Source organism: Acinetobacter sp. YH01009, assembly GCF_013420765.1.
Lineage (GTDB): Bacteria > Pseudomonadota > Gammaproteobacteria > Pseudomonadales > Moraxellaceae > Acinetobacter > Acinetobacter amyesii.
This window is the reverse complement of the sequence record NZ_VOYE01000002.1, coordinates 360914-379373: the sequence shown is the minus strand read 5'-3', so window position 1 is coordinate 379373 and position 18460 is coordinate 360914. Positions and strand designations below refer to the sequence as shown.

Here is an 18460-nt window from a genome sequence, read left to right as displayed (position 1 = left end):
TTTCTTACGAAGCACGCTTCTCATTTTGCCAAATGAGAAACAACGTTTCGTAAGAGTACCTCCAGCCGAAGGCTAATCCCTTTATTCAAACCCTAAATGTAAGACCCTGTCGAATAAACTTAAAATTCATTTTAAAAATGCGAAATTACTTTTACACACATAACATCAGTTATTAAGTACCACGCTTAATTTTAAAGCTTTAAAAGTCTGAGATGAAAACGGGGAAATGATTTGTGATGAAGCATAGGCTTTATGTAAAAGGCGGTATCAAAGCATTTCGTACTGATGATGACCAATGTCATGACTGCTGCGAGTTCACAGAATAAAAGTGGTGATAAAACAGGTGGCTTAAATACAGTGGTTGGCTATGTCTATCAAATTCGCATAAAAGCCAAAGCCTTGAAAAAACAATCGTTCACTGTATTACTTTTTAAAGATGTCCCTGATGTTGGGGCTTTTCTTCCTGATTTTTGTACGTCCATATTTATTTTAAAAGTGGAATAAATATTGAAAAAATGCGCCCTTAGGGGCGTTTTTTTATGCTGACAGTCAGCAAAATATCAGTTATCGTGCAAGCAGAATAAAAATAATCATGCAGAGCAAATCAGCCAAAAGCAGAAAGAATATTAGCCAGAATAAGCCAGAAAAAGTGAACCAATATACGAGGAATATGATGTTGACGTTCGAGCCTAAGCCCATGCAAAACCGTTGAGCTGAAAGAAAAATCGTCATCATCAATGATAGCCAAAGCCCAAGGGTGAAAACGGTGGAAGCTTTGCTGCAGGCATGAAGACCTACTGCATAGAAACCCTGTGTAAACGCCTGATGGGGTTGATTTGGCGGGAAGGGGATCCGATTCATGAAAGCAACCAACCAAACATTGATGCATCAAATGCATATTTCGATGCAAGATATAGAACGACGTAAACAGTTGCTTGGCTTGACTGATTTAGAGCTGGCGGAACTGGCTTCGATTGGTGGAATTGTGGCGCCGATCCTCGACAGTATGGTCGATGAATTTTATGAAAATCAGACCTCAATTCCAGAAATTGCCACTTTGATTGGTGATCTTGATACCTTGAAGCGTTTGCAACGCGCGCAGCATCAATATTTATTGGATTTATTTTCCGGGCGCTATGACAGCGCGTATGTGAATAACCGTTTACGGATTGGTTTGGTTCATAAGCGGATAGGTGTAGAGCCGAAGTTGTATCTCTCTGCGGTGCATACCCTAAAGACCATGTTGTTTCGCTTAATTCAGCGTACCTTTAATGATACGGAACAATATCAGCGGATTATTAACACCTTGGAAAAGCTCTTTATGTTCGATACTACATTGGTGGTGGAAACCTATGTATGGAGTTTGATTAATGAGGTGAAGATCTCCCGTGAAAAAATGGAACAGTATGCGCATGCGCTAGAGTTTCGTGCACAAGAAATGGAAGAGCTTTCACAGCGCGATCCATTAACAGGACTCTTAAATGTCCGGCATTTATCGACCTTATTGACCAGTATTTTATATACCGCACAGCGTAATCATGAACCTGTGACAGTAGTGTTTATTGATATCAATGATTTTAAAAAGATCAATGATGAACAAGGTCATCCACGTGGAGATCAGGTACTACAAATGGTTGCTGCGGCCATAAAGTCGGTTGCACGTTCGGATGATCATTGCTTCCGTTATGGCGGAGACGAATTTTGTTTGGTCTTGCCCGGATGTAGTGAAAAGCATGTGGAAGGGAGTTTTATCCCGCGTTTATTAGAAGCAGTGGCTGAAATGGAAGCAGGCTTAAGTTTAAGTATTGGGTTGTGTCAAACAGACCATCAGCAAGGCTATGTAGATGCGATGAGCTTAGTACAACAAGCCGATGCTAAAATGTATCAAGAGAAAAAGAATTATAAACGTTTGCAGGAACAACCCATGTCGAAAGAAGCGTGATCTGAGCCTAGAGAATGTCAAAAATGACAATGGATGAATTGCAAAACTTGAGCTAAATGGGTCTTAATCTTCCTGGAAATAATGTGATAAATACGCTTATTTCCTGCAAAAAATAAAGCTGAAATAGCAGATGCATCCTTCAAAATCTTGTATAGAATAAAAGCTGTTGATGGGGGATAAGATGCAAGTTTTTCGTTCAAAAAAAGATTGGTGGGTGGTCGCATTTATTATTTGTATGAGTGGCTTGCTCATTCAATTATTACTGACGATGCAAGCTAAAGGTACCATGCAGCAATATCCTGTTCATACCGCCGTGTACGTGTTGACGGTGCTGATTTTATGGTGGCCTTTCAATACGCGTTATCAAATCACGAAAACACATTTGAATATCCGCAGCATGTTTGTGCGTTGGCGTATTCCATTGGTCGAGATTCAGCGCGTTAGTCCAAGTCAGGATTTATCTGCTGCGCCTGCGCTTTCGATTAAACGTTTAAAAATCGAATATGTGCAGGAGGGGAAAGCCAAATTTGTCATGGTTTCACCCAAAGACCAGCAAGCTTTTGCGCAGGCATTGGGCATCAACTTAAGTTGATTATCAATTTGGTTGCTTAAAATCAATAGAAAGCACGCGATCACGTGCTTTTTTATGAATTAAGTTCGTCGGTGATCACCAACTTGTCGTGTTGTGCATCTAAGTGTAATTGAGTTTGTTCAGGATACTGTAAAAAATACATCGCCAAAATTGGCTCAAGTTCTACTCGTATTTTTCGTGCTAAATGTCGTGCGCCATAACGAATATCATGGTTCTGATAAAAATGTGCTTTGGCTGCATCTGTGAGTTTGATACTGCGTTTTTGATGTTGTAGGCGTTGATTAAGTTTTTCCAGTTCAATCTCCACCAAACGGGGCAAGGCATCATCTTGAACGGGTTGATATTGCAGTACACGGTCAATACGGTTAATAAATTCAGGGTCGAATTTACGTTGCATGACTTTTTCAATAATGCTGCTGACCGGCACGCGTTTGAGACAAACCTTCTGTATTTTTTCGGGTAAAAAATTTAACTTATCTAGATATTGCTGTGCCGCTTGTGCACCGACATTGCTGGTCATAAAGATCATACAATTACGAAAGTCGATGGTTTTTGTACCTGAGGTTAGGGTTAATTTTCCGCTATCCAGCACATTCATTAAGCCGCGAAGCACTTCGGTTGACGCTTTTTCCAGTTCATCAAAAAGCACGATGCCCGGTCGGGTATGACTACCTGCAATGGCAACTTCATCAAATAAACTATGGCCTTCTTTAGAACCGACATAGCCCGGAGGCGCGCCAGTAATGGCAGCCGCATAATGTTCCTGTGCGAGCGTGTTCATATCAATACGGCAAAAGGCATCAGGTCGGCCATAAATCACTTCACTGATTAAACGCACAGTTTCGGTTTTACCAACACCTGTCGGTCCAAGCATTAAGGTTACGGAGAGCGGTCGTTCAGGACTGGAAAAATCAGCCTTGACCACATGCAGCATTTTTTCAATTTCGTCTAATGCTGCTTCTTGTCCAATGATCCGTTGCTTTAGGTGTTGCATAACGTCATGCGGTTCAAAATGAAAACGCGGCTTACCCATCAAACGGTTTTTTTCAGCAGTGCTATGCGTCGAAGTTGTCGGGTGTACGACATGGATGGCGGGATTGGCGTTCGTCATGCATCATGTTCCTAAAGCGGGATGTTTTGAGCATAGCAAATTTAGAATTTTGCATTAATAGCTTTTAGCAATCAGATCATTGCTATGAGCAACAATAAATTTGCTGGATTGCTTGAAAATGCAGGTAAAAGCATCACATCATGTCAAAGAGCAATATCGATGATGGAACAAGGCAAAAGTGAACGAAAACGCACGCGAACATATTGAAAAAATTCTGGCTAATATGACGACTCTACCTGGTGTTTACCGCATGCTTGGTAAAGACGGTGAGTTGCTGTATGTCGGTAAAGCCAAGAATTTAAAAAATCGCGTGTCGAGCTATTTTGTTAAAACCATTGAACATCCGAAAACACAGGCCTTAGTGGCACGAATCTACGACATTGAAACCTTGGTGGTGCGTTCTGAAACCGAAGCTTTATTGCTCGAACAAAACCTGATTAAGCTGCATCGTCCGCCCTATAACATCATGCTGCGTGACGACAAATCCTATGTCTATATTTTTATTTCAGCCGATAAACCCTATCCACGAATTGCCGCAGGGCGAGGCAAAGCGAAGCATCAGGCCGGTAAGTTTTTCGGGCCTTATCCGAGTGCTTATAACGCGCGTGATACTTTGGTGGTGCTGCAAAAACTGTTTAATGTGCGTCAGTGTGAAAATAGCTATTTTTCACAGCGCAAACGACCATGCCTGCAATACCAAATTAAACGTTGTTCCGCGCCTTGTGTGGGGTTGATCTCACCCGAAGATTATAAAGAAGATGTCAATAACTCGATTCGTTTCTTACAAGGCGACACCAAAGAGCTCAATCAAGAGTTAATTGGAAAAATGGAAGCTGCTGCCGAAGCTTTGGAGTTTGAAAAGGCGGTGTTTTATCGTGATCGTATGGCGCTGCTGCGTGATGTACAAACCCAGCAAGCGATTTATAAAGTCAAAGGTGAGGCCGATATCATTGCCATTGCTTATCAAGCCGGTGTGACCTGTGTGCAGATTATGCATGTGCGCAATGGTAAAATGCTCGGCGGAAAGAGTTATTTTCCTGACATGTTGGGCGATGATTTGGGGCAAATGCTCTCAGATTTTATTGCCAATTTTTACTTTCAGGTGGCAGACGAAATCCCTGCGGAACTCATCATTAATGTCGATATTCCAGATCGTAAAGACATGGAAGATGCGTTGTACCAACACTTTGAAAAGCGGATTCAAATCAAACATAAAGTGCGTGAAACCCGTGCAGAGTGGCAAGAATTGGCACAGATGAATGTACAACATGCGATTAAAGGTAAATTGGCTGATCATTTTGAATTGAATGAGCGCTTTCATCAGTTAGAGCAAGTCGTTGGGCGGCCGATTGACAGTATTGAGTGTTTTGATATTTCTCATACCATGGGGGAGGCAACCATCGCGTCTTGTGTGGTCTTTGATGCGGGCGGCGCAAGAAAGCGTGACTATCGCCAATTTTCCATCAATGATATTACCGAAGGCGATGATTATGCTGCCATGCGTCAAGCGCTGACCCGCCGCTATAAAAAGCATATGCTGCCCGATTTGCTATTAATTGACGGGGGTAAAGGTCAATTACACATGGCGATGGAAGTCATGCAGGAGCTCGAGCTCGATGCCTTTATGGTCGGGGTGTCCAAAGGCGAGGGGCGTAAACCAGGTCTGGAAACCTTGCACTTTACCGATGGTGAAAAAATCCAATTGCCCGAAGACCATAAAGCCCTGCATTTGATTCAACAGGTTCGTGATGAAGCCCACCGCTTTGCTATTACTAAACATCGAGCGAAACGAGATAAAAAGCGTGGCTCATCGGTACTTGAGGTGATTCCGGGCTTAGGGCCAAAACGTCGTCGGGATCTGTTGACCCATTTTGGTGGCATTCAGGGGGTACTCAAAGCTTCGGAAAATGATTTAAAACTTGTACCGGGATTAGGCGATGTGATGGCGCGCACCATTTATAAAATCCTGCATGAATAGCGCGAACTAAGCCCAATCGATGACGCATCAAGTCTGAATTTGCCAAAATGCTCATTGACGCATGAGTCACTGATCATTCACATCATTTGATTTTTATACAATGATATAAAAATCAAAAATATGATCAGGGATGATGATGTCACTCGCACAGTTGTATCAACATATTGAACACAATGAATGGGTTGAGATTCCAGAAGGATGGTTGCAAGGACGTACGATCTATGGCGGCTTAGTGGCTGGCATGATGATGCACAAAGCCGTTGCCATCATTGCAGATCCGCAGCGACGTTTACTCAGTTGTAATGTGACCTTTGTTGGGCCAGTACAATTGGCGCCCGTGCGTTTAAGTGCGGAAATTTTAAGACAGGGCAAATCCGTCACCACCATTGAAGTTCGACTTTGGCAAGATGATGCCGTACAAAGCATTTTATTGGCGAGCTTTGGTGTTCCACGTGAATCAAGCATTGCCGTCAATCAGGAGCGTCAAGCACCCAATTTTCCTGAAGTGAGCAGCTTAAAGATTGCCGAACATCATCCACTTGCACCCCAGTGCTTTCAGCAAATGGATTTGGTCTGGGTAGATGGGCAGTATCCATGTACAGCAAGTCAAAAGCCTGACTTTAGTGGTTGGATGCGTTTTAACCCAGAACGTCATGATAACCGTAAGATGACTGTTGCTGACCTAATGGTCTCGATGGATATGTGGCCGCCCGGTGTACTGCCTATGTACAAAACCATGGCACCTGCTAGTTCTTTAACGTGGACATTGACCTATGTACATCCCTTGCAATCAAACTTACATAATTGGTTTAAATATAAAGTATTTACCGATTATGCAGCGGATGGATACGCTACAGAATATGCTCATTTATGGGATGAAAATAACCAGTTGATAGCGATTGCGCGACAGACTGTTACGGTGTTTGCCTAGTGACACTGAGGGGCATTTCGTATAAAGTGAGTGCAACTAACGATGGATAAATCCTCAAATTATTTTGCATTTTCATCGTGCATGAGGGGAAAACTGGGGTGTCTATGACAACAGGTCGAATCCTGAATATTCCTAATATTTTAACATTGGCACGAATTGCTTTAATTCCTGTGTTTTTGTTGGTGGCGTATTGGCCACCTGCAATGGGCGTGGGTGAGCATGCTGCAAGCATGTCACGTCATATATTGCTGACCGCTATTTTTGTGATCGCAGCTGTCACTGACTGGTTTGATGGCTACCTTGCGAGAAGTTTAAATCAGACTTCAGCATTTGGACGTTTTCTCGATCCTGTAGCAGATAAGCTGATGGTCGCAACTGCGTTGATCGTCTTGGTGCAATGGCAACCGACCATTTCGATGGCCTTTGCAGCGATTGTGATTATTTCACGTGAAATTACAGTGTCTGCGCTACGTGAATGGATGGCTGAATTAGGCGCACGTACCAGTGTTGCGGTTTCAACCGTTGGTAAATATAAAACAGCATTTCAGATGATTGCGATCTCAGTATTTTTGCTGAATTGGCAACCCCTTGAAATGTTGGCGTATGGATTGCTCTATACAGCAGTGGTTTTAACTTTATGGTCGATGTTTATATATTTGAAAGCCGCATGGCCGTATTTAAAACAGCCTTGATGAAAAAATGTAGATTATTAAAAGCTCCGTTATCGGGGCTTTTTTATTGCCTAGCTTTTAGAAAAAATTGAGGGTTTGTCTAGTTTGAACAACGCTTCATTTGAATAGAGCTTGAAGTTAAATGTGAGACGTTAGCGCAAATTTTGGATAAAAAAATTCCCAGATTTTGGGGGAAATCTGGGAAGGAAAATCGGGGTTACTTATCGCTATTATGGAAGATGTTTCCATCTCCTTGATTGCTAGTATAGGAAAGCAGACTTAGAAATACATGGAGTTTCTTGTAGTGTAATGTTGTGTTTTATTGAGAAATGTATCACAAATTTACATTAAGAATTTTTGATACAAATTGGCCAATAACTTTGGTAGGTTTTGTTTGGATTTAAACGATAAAAGTCGATATATGTAATGGAAAAAATACAATTAACATTATTTAAATAATAAGTTCATTTATTTAAGTTTAAATAAAATTGATCAATGGATAAAAGATTTTCCAGCAATGATGAAGATCATTTCTGAATGAAAGCTTACACAGACGTCATCTTGGTTTTGCGAAAATAGCAGTGCTCCGAAGCAAAAAAGAGTCCTTTCAGACTTTATTTTGAAATTACGCACTTCGCTTGTCTTACGTAATTTTTAGAGCAATAAAAAAGAATCCCCAAGATTGGAGATTCTTTTCAATTCAAGCCTACGCGCAGCATAGCTGCTTGTCTTGCGGCGTGGCAGTACTCCTAAGCACAAAAAAGGGGCCCCTTTGGACTCCTTCATGACATTTGAAGCTACGCGCTTCGCTTGTGTTGCGTAATTTTTAGAGCAATAAAAAAGAATCCCCAAGATTGGAGATTCTTTTCAATTAAAGCCTACGCACAGCATAGCTGCTTGTTTTGCGGCGTGGCGGAGCAGTGCTCCTGAGTACAAAAAAGGAGTCCCATTGGACTCCTTCATGACATTTGAAGCTACGCGCTTCGCTTGTCTTGCGTAAAACTTAAAGCAATGCTTTAAGTTTTACTCAGGCTTTAGGCCTTCGGCTTTTTCTAAAGATTCATCATTGCTGAAGAATTTTTCACGTTGCTCTTCAAGGAACTTTTTCGCGTCAGCTTCAAACACGTTTAAACGTTTTTCATTGATCAACGTGGTTTGGTGTTTTAGCCATTCTTGCCAAGCTTGTTTAGATATCGTATCAAACAATTCTTGTCCCTTTGCACCCGGGAATGGTGCAAAGTCTAAACCTTCCATTTCAGCCTGATATTTACGGCAAAAAACTTGTCGAGACATATCAATACTCCATTTAACTTGAAAAAGTTATGCGTAAAGTTTTTCTAAACGTGCGTGCGCGCGTTCAATTGCTGCTTCAACTTGAGCAGGTGCAGTACCACCAATGTGGTTACGTGCATTGACAGATGCTTCGAGTGTTAAAGCTTTTTTGAAGACATCGGCCTGAATCAAGTCAGAGAACTGTTGAAGTTGCTCAAGGGTTAATTCTGAAAGATCTTTGCCTTCTTGAACACCGAGAGCAACTGCTTTACCCACAATCTCATGTGCATCACGGAATGCCACGCCATTTTTAACTAGGTAGTCGGCAAGGTCAGTTGCAGTTGAGAAGCCACGCAGCGCTGCTTCACGCATGATGTCAATGTTTGGCACTAGTGCAGGGATCATGTCGGCAAATGCCATGAGTGAGCCACGAACAGTATCGATTGCATCGAATAGTGGTTCTTTATCTTCTTGGTTGTCTTTGTTGTATGCCAATGGTTGACCTTTCATCAGGGTCAATAGGCTCATCAAGTCACCATATACACGGCCAGTTTTACCACGGATCAACTCAGGAACGTCTGGGTTTTTCTTTTGCGGCATGATTGAAGAGCCAGTGCAGAAACGGTCAGGAATGTTCACAAATTTGAACTGAGCCGATGTCCAAAGAATCATTTCTTCTGACATACGTGATAAATGCATCATGATGAGTGATGCTGCAGCATTGAATTCAATACCAAAATCACGGTCAGATACAGCGTCTAAAGAGTTTTCAGCTACAGCTTCGAAACCTAGTAGTTCTGCAGTGAATGCACGGTCGATTGGGTAGGTTGTTCCAGCAAGTGCAGCAGAACCTAAAGGCATACGGTTGGTCCGTTTACGGCAGTCAATTAAACGCTCTGAGTCACGTACTAACATTTCAAACCATGCCATTAAATGGTGACCAAAAGTCACTGGCTGTGCAGTTTGTAAATGCGTGAAGCCCGGCATGATGGTATTGGTATTTTTCGCCGCTAAGCCTAGGATGCCTTTTTGTAATTTTTTCAATAATTCTAAAATCGCATCGATTTCGTCGCGAACATACAGACGGATATCGGTTGCAACTTGGTCATTACGACTACGACCGGTGTGTAGTTTTTTACCTGTAATACCGATACGTTGAGTCAAGCGTGACTCAATATTCATGTGCACATCTTCTAGGTCAATGCGCCATTCGAAGTTACCCGCTTCAATTTCTGCTTTAATAGTGTTTAAGCCATTAATAATATCGTCACGCTCTTGTTCAGTTAGAACGCCAACTTTTGCAAGCATGGTTGCATGTGCAATTGAACCTGCAATATCTTGTTTATAAAAGCGTTGGTCAAACTGTACAGATGCTGTAAATTCAGCAACAAAAGCGTCAGTAGCTTCGGAAAAACGACCGCCCCACATGCCTGAAGTTTGGGCTTGTGACGGATTTGAGGAATTAGAAGATGTGGTCATGTCGGCTCAATAAGATAAAAAGCATAGAACTGAACAAGAGTATAGCAAATTCGAACCCAGTTGCCGAAGGGCAAGTTGATCAAACTTTTAGACAAGGTTTGGGCCTATGACAATTTCTGTATTTTCAAGAAAAATGGGCCGTTGGCATTATTTGTGGGAGCTTTTTCTTGCGGGCAATATTGTGGCGTTGGTCTTGGCTTTGGCACAAGCTCAATCGTGGCAAGCCTTAAGTGTTTACAGTGTCATGCAGCATGTGTTGTTTATTAACTGGATATTATTGGCATTTGCAGCATTTTCAGAGCTTTTGCAGAGCAAGACGCGTGGTTTAAGCATGAAAATGCTCATGTTTAGCGGGTTTGTTTTATTGCAAGCTTTGGTGTTATTCACCACCTTAATTTTAAATGTTTTGATCTATTTTGGTGAAAATTTCAGTTTAGCTGGTTTGAGTGCAGATGTTTTAACTGCTAGTGTGGTTTTAAATCTGAGCTATGGGGTATTACTTGGGGCATTTTGTTTTCGATATTTATATTTAAGAGAACAGTGGGGTCGACAACATCATAGTGAATTAAACTCACGCATTCAGGCTATGCAAGCTCGGATTCATCCACATTTTTTATTTAATAGCTTAAACAATGTGATTAGCTTGATTGCGATTGACCCAGATAAAGCGGAGCAAATGCTACTGAATTTATCTCGATTGTTCCGTGCGAGTTTTCAAGAATTGAAACTGGTGAGTCTCAAAGATGAGATCGATTTGTGTCAGCGTTATTTGGCCATCGAACAAATGCGATTGGGCGATCGGCTCAATGTGGAGTGGAAACTGGCCGACATTGAACAGTACGCTCAAGTACAAATTCCACTATTAACTTTACAACCTTTATTAGAAAATAGTATTTTTCATGGAGTCGAAAAGATTTTGACAAAGAGTACGATAAATATATTGATTGAAATATTACAAAATCAAATTAATATCGTTATTACAAATCCCTATACACAGGATACAATTAAATTACGTCAGGGGAATGGTATTGCCATCGAAAATGTGAAACAGCGACTTGAGGCATATTATGGTCAGCATGTCACTTTTCAAACCTACGCAGGCGAGGGAATGTATACGACTGTGGTGCAATATCAATATAAATAGAAATCTCAGTTGACCAATAAAAATAAATGACGTTAACGAGATAAGGAGGAGAAATGGACATCCTGATCTGTGATGATGAGCCTCTAGCAGTAGAGCGATTGTCACGTTTAGTCACTCAACTTGGACATCAAGTGGTTGCGAAAGCCTCACATGGTCAACAAGCGATTGACTTGGCTCAAAGCCTCGAGCCTGATGTCATCTTACTAGATATACAAATGCCTGAAATGGATGGGCTGACTTGCGCTAAATTGTTGCGTGAATTAGACCCCATGCCCGCTATTATTTTTTGTACTGCATATGATCATCATGCACTTGATGCATTTAAGTCGAATGCAGAGGGATATTTACTAAAACCGGTTATGCAACAGGAATTGCAGCAGGTTTTAGATCATTTAACTAAATTAACCCAAGCTCAATTGAGCACGATAAAACAAAAAGAAAATATGGACGAAATTAAAATCAGCCGCCATCAAATCGCGGCAAAGACTTATCGTGGTGTAGAACTGGTCCCTGTGGAAAATATTTATTATTTTCTTGCAGATCAGAAATATGTCACTGTTCGGCATAAAAATGGCAATGTACTTATTGATGAAACGCTGAAGGATTTAGAGCATGAATTTGGTGATCGCTTTATACGTATTCATCGAAATGCCTTGGTGTCTGTGAGCTTTTTAGAAGGTTTAGAAGTCGTAAGCTCGGGGCAGTATCAGGTGCGTTGTCGAGATTTAGAAGAGCGTTTGGCGGTCAGCCGTCGACATTTACCGAATTTACGTGAGCGAATACAAAAATTATAGGGCAAGTGTCAAAGCACATTGCGAATTAAGCTTGCATTTTCAACTGAGCAAGTTAAGTTTAGAATAATAGCCCTATAGACTGTATTTTAAAATTTATGAATATCCTTAAGATCGCAACTCGACAAAGCCCGCTTGCACTTTGGCAGGCGGAACATATTCGTGCACGCTTAGAAGCACTTCATGCAAATTTGAAAGTTGAGTTGGTGACCTTTGTGACCCAAGGTGACAAGATTCTAGATACCCCTTTAGCCAAAATTGGGGGGAAAGGATTATTTGTAAAAGAGTTAGAAGCGGCGTTGTTGGATGGTCGTGCAGACTTGGCAGTTCATTCGATGAAAGATGTGCCAATGGCTTTGCCTGAAGGTTTAAGCTTGGCCGTGATTTGTGAGCGTGAAGACCCATTAGATGCTTTCGTTTCAAATACTTATAACAGTTTTGATGATTTACCCCAGGGTGCGAAGGTTGGAACGTCGAGCTTGCGCCGCAAATGCCAAATTTTAAAACAACGTCCAGACCTTGAAATTATTGATCTGCGTGGCAATGTGGGTACGCGTTTATCTAAACTCGATGCGGGTAACTATGATGCGATTATTTTGGCGAGTGCAGGGCTGAAGCGTTTGGGCTTAGCAGAGCGTATTCGTCATACTCTTGAGCCTGTTGTGAGTTTACCTGCAGTTGGACAAGGTGCATTGGGCCTAGAATGTCGTAGCCAAGATCAAGCTGTATTGGATTTAATTTTGCCCTTAATGCATGCAGAGACCAATTCTTGTGTACGTGCAGAACGTGCTTTTAATGCATATCTAGAAGGTGGCTGTCAAGTACCGATTGCAGGTTATGCAACCTTAGAAAATGGTCAGATTCATTTGGAAGGTCGAGTCGGTAGTGTTGACGGTCAAACCTTGTTGAAAGCACAGCAAGTAGGTCTTCCCGAACAGGCTGAACAGCTCGGTGTCAAATTGGCCCAAGACTTGTTAACCCAAGGTGCCGGTGAAATTTTAAAGGCACTGTATTAATACATGCTTTTTATCAATACACGTCCGACAGATCGTGCAGCGCAGCTTAGCTTGACGCTGCGCTCTGCGGGTGTTGCTGTGGCTGAGCTTCCATTACTTGAGCTCAAGCCGCGGGCATGGTCAGAAGCATTGGCAGCGTGCTACGCCCAGTTGAGTGCTGCGGATGTATTGGTTGTGGTGAGCCCCTCTGCGGTCACCTTTGGTATACAAGGTCTGCGTAAGGCAGGCATTTCACTTGAACAGCTCGAACATACTCAATGGATTGCAGTCGGTGACGCAACCGCAGCAAAGCTGGCTGATTATGGCATTCACAGTGTTGTGCCGCAGGTGGAAACCTCAGAGGGAATGCTCACCTTAAGCCATTTAGAACAATTAGAGGCCGGGGCTTGTGTAGCGTTTTGGCGCGGTGAAGGTGGTCGTCAATTTATGATGCAGCAGTTGCTAGCACGTGGCATTCAGATTCTCAATTTTGTGCTATACGAACGGCATCTACCGGAAGAGACCACTCAAAAAGTAAAAACACTCATTTCTGAACATCAGTTGTCATCTCCGTATTGTATGTTGATCACCAGTGAGGCCAGTTGGCTCAATTGGCTTGACTTGATTCAGTCGCATTTATCAGTGCTGAGTCATGCACATTTTTTAGTTTTAGGTGTAAGGTTGTTCGAGCTACTTGAGCAAAGTCGTATAACACTGAACAAAGATTTTAAAATTATTCAACTCGAAGATTTAAACGCGACACACATATTGCAGCATGTGCAAGTCGTGCAGGGAAATACATGAAGAAGTTGTTTGTCGTTGTGGTCATTGTCGCCGTACTTTGGTTGGCTAAACTCAGTTTTGACTTGTTTCAGGTCAATGCTCAACAAACCGAACTGATGCAACAACAAACTTTATTGCAACAGCGCAATGCAGGTTTGAATGATCAGGTCGTGGCTTTGAAACGCCAGTTGAATGGCACAACGACCGAGATGTCGGCTGCAACGACATCGAATGCTTCGATTGCTGCTGAGGCGACCCATAGTATTGAGCCAATGATGGTTGTGGGCCAGCAACTTGATTTGGTTGAATTTGCCATGCAGCAACAACAATTTGCTGTTGCTTTAGAAAAATTAAACCAATTAGACCAACAATTAGATCAGTTGAGCTTGGCACCTGCACTGCGTATGAGTTTGCATCAGGTGATTCAAAAAGACCGTGAGACCTTAAAGCAATATGTGACAGAGCGTCAGTTGCAATCTGATAAAGTGAAAAATACCCTGCAATCCATCGATCAATTGTTAGAAAAAGAAATATTAAAGCCATACAGTTCAAAAGAGCAGCAAAAAGGTCTTTCTTTTTGGCAAAAATGGATTCAAGTCGAATCAGTCGAACAACCGAGTCCCGTATTAATGCAGCGTAGCTTGGTATTAAAAGAAATGCAGTTACGTTTAATTTTGGCTCAGCAAGTTTTAAATCAAGGACAATATCCTCAATTTCAACAAGAAATCACTGAAATTATGCAAATTATGCAGCAATTGCCAGATGCTTCATTAAAACCGATACGCCAACGTCTAGAACAATTAAAGGACATTCCGGTTATTTCTGTACCGCTATTAAATACTCGGGCACTCATAGGATAATCGACTATGAAACATATTTTATTGGCCTATTTATTTATTAGCTTATTGGTTGTTGCCATTATTAGTTTGCTGAGTTTTGGACATGGTGCAGGCTATGTCTATTTATACTGGCGTGAATGGCAAGTTCAATCCAATATTTGGTTTTTAGCATTATTGCTGGCACTACTGAGTTTGTTCGTGCAAATGCTTTGGTATGCGGTTAAACGCTATTTAAGTCGAGAGCAGCGTAAATCTGAAACAGTCTTTAGTTTTAATAAACTGCATCCCTATGAACAATTGGCTGTCATTTGGCTTTTAAATGCTGCGCAAGATCAAAAAAACTTTATTCAGCAAGCTTTTACTGAGTCTGGATTATTAAAAGGGGTGATTGATGCGCGTTTATATTGGATTCAGCAACAATATGAAACAGCATTAAATGCATTAACTCAGACCAATCCAATGGCTTTTGAACTCGCAGAATTGCAACGGATTGAAATTTATTTATCCCAACAAGAGGGTGAAAAGGCTTTAACGCATCTCGAATTTTTGAATCAACATGAATTATCGCCATGGTTGCAAAAAGTCAGCACTGCCTATGAGCAGCGTTTAACCACGCTATGGGGCATGTTTGCGTTGCAGTTTCCTTGGTTGTATTTGCGTTCGACACGTTATGGACATTTAGATGAGCTGACAAAACAAGCTTGGTTGGAGCAATTATTATCTGCATTTGATCAAGCTGATGTCGATGACTTACAGCATTTAAAGCAGCGTTATTTGGATTTGCAAGATCAAATAACAGAGCGTAAATATGCGGTCAAAGTGTTGTGGTTAAAAGTCTTGTCTCGTATGCCAGAGATGAGTCAGGAACATGAGCAATTGGCTATTCATTTACTTGAACAGCAATTTAACAAAGAAGTGTTCTTTTTGTGGTTCCAGCAAAAAATGTTGAAGCAAAACCCTGACTATGTGGCTGTAGAACAGCAGATTCAACGTTGGGAAGAAAAGTATCCTGCACTACCTGTTTTTAGTTTTGCAAAATGGAATATTTACCAAGCGACAGAACGCCAAGCTGAGGCGGATGCATTATTAGAATTATATCCAGATGATGTATTAATGAGTTATTTACGTATCAAGTCAGCTTTAAATCAGCAGGAATATTTGACCAAACAATTAAATTTAATATTTGAAAATAATGCTAATTTTATGGAAATTCGAATATAAGGACATAATATGCAAAAAGATTTAGCTCAATATTCATTGATTCATACTCAACACGTAGCTTGGGGGGATATGGATGCTTTTGGTCATGTAAATAACGTGCATTATTATCGTTATATGGAAAGTGCGCGGATTGGTTATTTAGATCAGTTGGATATATTTAATCAGTCTGTGGTTACGGTTGTTGCTTCAAGCCAGTGTAAATATTTAAGCCCCCGTGGTTTATCCTGATATTTTAAAAGTGGCAACGCGCGTTGAAGAATTAAGAAATAGTGCATTTCGTATGGGTTATATATTATGGAGTGAACAGCAACAAAAAATCGTTGCAACAGGCGATGCGGTTATTGTGTGCGTGGATAAAATGACCCTGCAAAAAACATCTATTCCAGAAAATATTAAAACCAAAATAAAAGCCTTAGAAAATTCAGTGGGAAATAATATTTAAATACAATTTAACTTTATATATTTTAAGGAGTCGTGTTAAAATATTGTAGTAAAATGAAAATTATTTATTGAATAAAAATTTTATTATAATATTATGAGCGAGTTTTCATAAGCATTATTAAAATGAAATTTCGGAGTTAAAGATTATGCCTGATATTAGTAATTTATCAGTTGAAGAGTTAAAGAAGCTTCAAGTAGAAGCTGAAGCACTGATTGCATCTAAAAAAGATCAAGCGATTGAAGATGCGTATAACCGTATTGTTGAAATTGCAGAAAATTTAGATTTAAGCGTTGAACAAATTCTTGAATTTGGTTTAAGCAAACGTAAAAAATCAACGCGTAAAGCGGTTGAGCCACGTTACCGTAGCAAAACCAATGCAGATGACACGTGGACTGGTCGTGGTAAACAACCACGTTGGTTAGTGGCTGAGTTAGAAAAAGGCGCGAAACTAGAAGACTTCTTAATTTAAGAACAATTCATGAAATCGTCATATCCTGAGTTCAGGATAATTAAACCAGGCAAATGCCTGGTTTTTTTATCTCTTTGAATTGGCTATGCAGAAAAAGTATGCATAATGTGTCTATAAAGAAAAATGTTTAAATGATGGAAAAAAATTGATGGATCGGTTGTGGTGGGATGATCAATAAAACTAATAATATTCGGTGGCTCATTTTTGCTGCGATCAGTTTTTTAATTTTCGTTATGCTGCAAGTGCCAGCAGCGTGGCTCATTACAAAGTTTTATAAAAATAACCAAATGCTACATAACGTCAGTGGCAATATTTGGCATGGGCAAGCAGATTGGACACGAGGAAATTTGAAAGGCTCGTTAAACTGGAACACACGCCCGTGGGATTTGATTTTATTACGCTTGGGTGCAAATGTTGAAATTCATAGTGGCAATACCAAACTACAAGGTGTGATGGGGTATGGTTTTGGTAAAAGTATTAGTATTAAAAACTTAGAGGGTCAAATTGCTCCTGAAACCTTAAAAAGTTTTGCCGATTGGCAATGGCCAATGAATGCCATTCAATTAAAAGATGTGCAGTTTAAATATAAGCCACAACAGGGATTTAGTCGTTCATCAGGCGAGATACAGTGGGCAGGTGGGGATTTATCATTTAGCTTTGCACAGCGTCAAGAGTCAATGAATGTGCCTGCCATGTTGGCTCAATTAAAAGACGATAATGGCAAATTGTCGATTGATGTTCGAGATCAACGTGAACAAAAAATGATGAACATGTCACTTGAGCCAGACCTCATGTTGGATGTGCAATTAACCCAGCGCTTTTTGATGAATGTTGCTTCCTATGAAGGTAAGGCAGGATTAGATACGTATGTGATTAGTTCGCGTCAACCCCTATTGAGTGGGGTGAACTGATGGCTGACTATTTCGAAAAAATCCGCGAGATCAATTGGAAGCAAACAGATCGACTTGCACCTGTGGTCTTGGTTTTAATAATTTTGTACCTGTGCTGGAAGTTAGCCGCTTTATTTTGGTTATTGATTGCACCGCCACAAGCCATGCAGTTAGACCGAGTTGAATTGGGTTCACAGCAAACGCAAGTTCCTAATATTAGCTCTTTTGCCTTGTTTCAGGAAAACCGCAGTTCAGCAGCTGACGCGCAGTTAAATATGGTGTTACAAGGTGTGGTGGTTGGACAGCCAAGTCGCTACTCGTCGGCAGTGATTAAGGTCAATGAGAGTTCAGATCGCTACTTGGTTGGAGAAACCATTCAAGGTTCATCATATCAACTGGCTGAAGTTTATTGGGATAAGGTGATTTTAACGCAGGGTAATGGTGCACGGCGTGAATTAGCGTTCCAAGGTATTGAAAACGGATTAGATCAACCGATTGTCCCTACAGCCAATGCAACATCAGGCGGATCTTTGCAAAATAACAGCATGCAAAATGCAGCTAATCCTGCAAATTCAGGGCAAGGCACGACGCAGTCCGCGATTGGTCAGGCCGTACAACGCATGACAGAAAATCGTGAGCAATATCTGCAGGAAATGGGGGTGAATCCATCAGGTAATGGTGGGTTTGAGATTTCAAATCGAACACCTGCTGCCTTGAGAAATAAATTGGGTTTGCAACCGGGTGACCGCATCATGTCTTTAAATGGGCAGGCAGTCGGTGCAGGACAATCTGAGGCGCAATTATTAGAACAAGCCCGCCGTGAAGGGCAGGTGAAACTTGAAGTCAAACGTGGTGATCAAGTGATGACCATACAACAGGATTTTTAGTGATGTTTCATCACTTTATAGGG

The 18460-nt window shown here is 41.2% G+C and carries 16 protein-coding genes and 3 pseudogenes; 16 read left to right on the top strand and 3 right to left on the bottom strand.

The genetic code is table 11. The features are described 5' to 3' along the window. Positions 1–294: 294 nt before the first annotated feature. From FTT76_RS04575 to FTT76_RS04565, 3 genes and pseudogenes are all read left to right on the top strand, one after another. Positions 295–493, top strand: a pseudogene (locus tag FTT76_RS04575) (lipid A hydroxylase LpxO); the annotation flags it as partial. Between the two features lie 366 nt (positions 494–859). After that, complete coding sequence (locus FTT76_RS04570; RefSeq protein WP_180025934.1) at positions 860–1942, top strand: diguanylate cyclase domain-containing protein; 1083 nt, start codon at positions 860–862, stop codon at positions 1940–1942. 181 nt (positions 1943–2123) lie between these two features. Next, positions 2124–2534 (top strand): PH domain-containing protein, encoded by a 411-nt coding sequence (locus FTT76_RS04565; protein ID WP_180025935.1) that lies wholly within the window; start codon positions 2124–2126, stop codon positions 2532–2534. A gap of 52 nt (positions 2535–2586) precedes the next feature. On the opposite strand, the gene FTT76_RS04560 is transcribed toward FTT76_RS04565, so the two are convergent. Further along, positions 2587–3645, bottom strand: coding sequence for an AAA family ATPase (locus FTT76_RS04560; RefSeq protein ID WP_180065789.1), 1059 nt, complete (start codon positions 3643–3645; stop codon positions 2587–2589). A gap of 178 nt (positions 3646–3823) precedes the next feature. On the opposite strand from FTT76_RS04560, the gene uvrC reads away from it, so the two are divergent. The 3 genes from uvrC (at position 3824) to pgsA (ending at position 7246) form a co-directional block, all read left to right on the top strand. Next, positions 3824–5623 carry an excinuclease ABC subunit UvrC gene (gene uvrC, locus FTT76_RS04555; RefSeq protein WP_180042078.1) on the top strand — a complete coding sequence of 600 codons (1800 nt, stop codon included), beginning with the start codon at positions 3824–3826 and terminating at the stop codon, positions 5621–5623. Positions 5624–5759: 136 nt separating this feature from the next. Next, the gene (locus tag FTT76_RS04550) at positions 5760–6554 is read left to right on the top strand and encodes a thioesterase family protein (protein WP_180050760.1); all 795 of its coding nucleotides are present in this window, start codon (positions 5760–5762) and stop codon (positions 6552–6554) included. A 104-nt stretch (positions 6555–6658) separates the two neighbouring features. After that, positions 6659–7246 carry a CDP-diacylglycerol--glycerol-3-phosphate 3-phosphatidyltransferase gene (gene pgsA / locus FTT76_RS04545; protein ID WP_078190467.1) on the top strand — a complete coding sequence of 196 codons (588 nt, stop codon included), beginning with the start codon at positions 6659–6661 and terminating at the stop codon, positions 7244–7246. A 1002-nt stretch (positions 7247–8248) separates the two neighbouring features. Here pgsA and FTT76_RS04540 read toward each other — a convergent pair. Together FTT76_RS04540 and argH are read right to left on the bottom strand one after the other, a co-directional pair. After that, entirely contained in the window at positions 8249–8518 is a 270-nt protein-coding gene (locus tag FTT76_RS04540; RefSeq protein ID WP_180007019.1) for an oxidative damage protection protein, read from the bottom strand. 27 nt (positions 8519–8545) lie between these two features. Next, complete coding sequence (argH, locus tag FTT76_RS04535; protein ID WP_180007020.1) at positions 8546–9976, bottom strand: argininosuccinate lyase; 1431 nt, start codon at positions 9974–9976, stop codon at positions 8546–8548. Here argH and FTT76_RS04530 point away from each other — a divergent pair. From FTT76_RS04530 to FTT76_RS04485, 10 genes and pseudogenes are all read left to right on the top strand, one after another. Beyond that, positions 9967–11120, top strand: a pseudogene (locus FTT76_RS04530) (sensor histidine kinase). The gene argH and the pseudogene FTT76_RS04530 overlap by 10 nt on opposite strands. Before the next feature lie 53 nt (positions 11121–11173). After that, the gene (locus tag FTT76_RS04525) at positions 11174–11914 is read left to right on the top strand and encodes a LytTR family DNA-binding domain-containing protein (protein ID WP_180002830.1); all 741 of its coding nucleotides are present in this window, start codon (positions 11174–11176) and stop codon (positions 11912–11914) included. Between the two features lie 95 nt (positions 11915–12009). Beyond that, positions 12010–12927, top strand: coding sequence for a hydroxymethylbilane synthase (gene hemC, locus FTT76_RS04520; protein WP_218945470.1), 918 nt, complete (start codon positions 12010–12012; stop codon positions 12925–12927). Positions 12928–12930: 3 nt separating this feature from the next. Beyond that, entirely contained in the window at positions 12931–13710 is a 780-nt protein-coding gene (locus FTT76_RS04515; protein ID WP_180002832.1) for a uroporphyrinogen-III synthase, read from the top strand. Continuing rightward, positions 13707–14549, top strand: a complete 843-nt coding sequence (locus FTT76_RS04510) for a hypothetical protein (RefSeq protein WP_180007023.1) — start codon at positions 13707–13709, stop codon at positions 14547–14549. The genes FTT76_RS04515 and FTT76_RS04510 overlap by 4 nt, the downstream gene beginning before the upstream one ends. Before the next feature lie 6 nt (positions 14550–14555). Then, positions 14556–15749, top strand: a complete 1194-nt coding sequence (locus tag FTT76_RS04505; protein ID WP_180007025.1) for a heme biosynthesis protein HemY — start codon at positions 14556–14558, stop codon at positions 15747–15749. A gap of 9 nt (positions 15750–15758) precedes the next feature. After that, positions 15759–16191, top strand: a pseudogene (locus FTT76_RS04500) (acyl-CoA thioesterase). A gap of 142 nt (positions 16192–16333) precedes the next feature. After that, a complete protein-coding gene (locus FTT76_RS04495; RefSeq protein WP_180007248.1) occupies positions 16334–16660 on the top strand; it encodes an H-NS family nucleoid-associated regulatory protein in 327 nt (108 codons plus the stop codon). A 167-nt stretch (positions 16661–16827) separates the two neighbouring features. Next, positions 16828–17571, top strand: a complete 744-nt coding sequence (gspN, locus tag FTT76_RS04490) for a type II secretion system protein N (RefSeq protein WP_168379021.1) — start codon at positions 16828–16830, stop codon at positions 17569–17571. Continuing rightward, positions 17571–18437: a type II secretion system protein N gene (locus tag FTT76_RS04485; protein WP_180007029.1), complete on the top strand. Its 867-nt coding sequence runs from the start codon at positions 17571–17573 to the stop codon at positions 18435–18437. The genes gspN and FTT76_RS04485 overlap by 1 nt, the downstream gene beginning before the upstream one ends. Positions 18438–18460 lie beyond the last annotated feature (23 nt).

Excerpts from the sequence above, each read along its gene's own strand:
- FTT76_RS04485 (WP_180007029.1), top strand. The coding sequence starts at position 17,571 with ATGGCTGACTATTTCGAAAAAATCCGCGAGATCAATTGGAAGCAAACA.
- FTT76_RS04510 (WP_180007023.1), top strand. The coding sequence starts at position 13,707 with ATGAAGAAGTTGTTTGTCGTTGTGGTCATTGTCGCCGTACTTTGGTTG.
- FTT76_RS04515 (WP_180002832.1), top strand. The coding sequence starts at position 12,931 with ATGCTTTTTATCAATACACGTCCGACAGATCGTGCAGCGCAGCTTAGC.
- FTT76_RS04505 (WP_180007025.1), top strand. The coding sequence starts at position 14,556 with ATGAAACATATTTTATTGGCCTATTTATTTATTAGCTTATTGGTTGTT.
- FTT76_RS04525 (WP_180002830.1), top strand. The coding sequence starts at position 11,174 with ATGGACATCCTGATCTGTGATGATGAGCCTCTAGCAGTAGAGCGATTG.
- FTT76_RS04570 (WP_180025934.1), top strand. The coding sequence starts at position 860 with ATGAAAGCAACCAACCAAACATTGATGCATCAAATGCATATTTCGATG.
- argH (WP_180007020.1), bottom strand. The coding sequence starts at position 9,976 with ATGACCACATCTTCTAATTCCTCAAATCCGTCACAAGCCCAAACTTCA.
- gspN (WP_168379021.1), top strand. The coding sequence starts at position 16,828 with ATGATCAATAAAACTAATAATATTCGGTGGCTCATTTTTGCTGCGATC.
- pgsA (WP_078190467.1), top strand. The coding sequence starts at position 6,659 with ATGACAACAGGTCGAATCCTGAATATTCCTAATATTTTAACATTGGCA.
- FTT76_RS04550 (WP_180050760.1), top strand. The coding sequence starts at position 5,760 with ATGTCACTCGCACAGTTGTATCAACATATTGAACACAATGAATGGGTT.
- FTT76_RS04565 (WP_180025935.1), top strand. The coding sequence starts at position 2,124 with ATGCAAGTTTTTCGTTCAAAAAAAGATTGGTGGGTGGTCGCATTTATT.
- hemC (WP_218945470.1), top strand. The coding sequence starts at position 12,010 with ATGAATATCCTTAAGATCGCAACTCGACAAAGCCCGCTTGCACTTTGG.
- FTT76_RS04560 (WP_180065789.1), bottom strand. The coding sequence starts at position 3,645 with ATGACGAACGCCAATCCCGCCATCCATGTCGTACACCCGACAACTTCG.
- FTT76_RS04540 (WP_180007019.1), bottom strand. The coding sequence starts at position 8,518 with ATGTCTCGACAAGTTTTTTGCCGTAAATATCAGGCTGAAATGGAAGGT.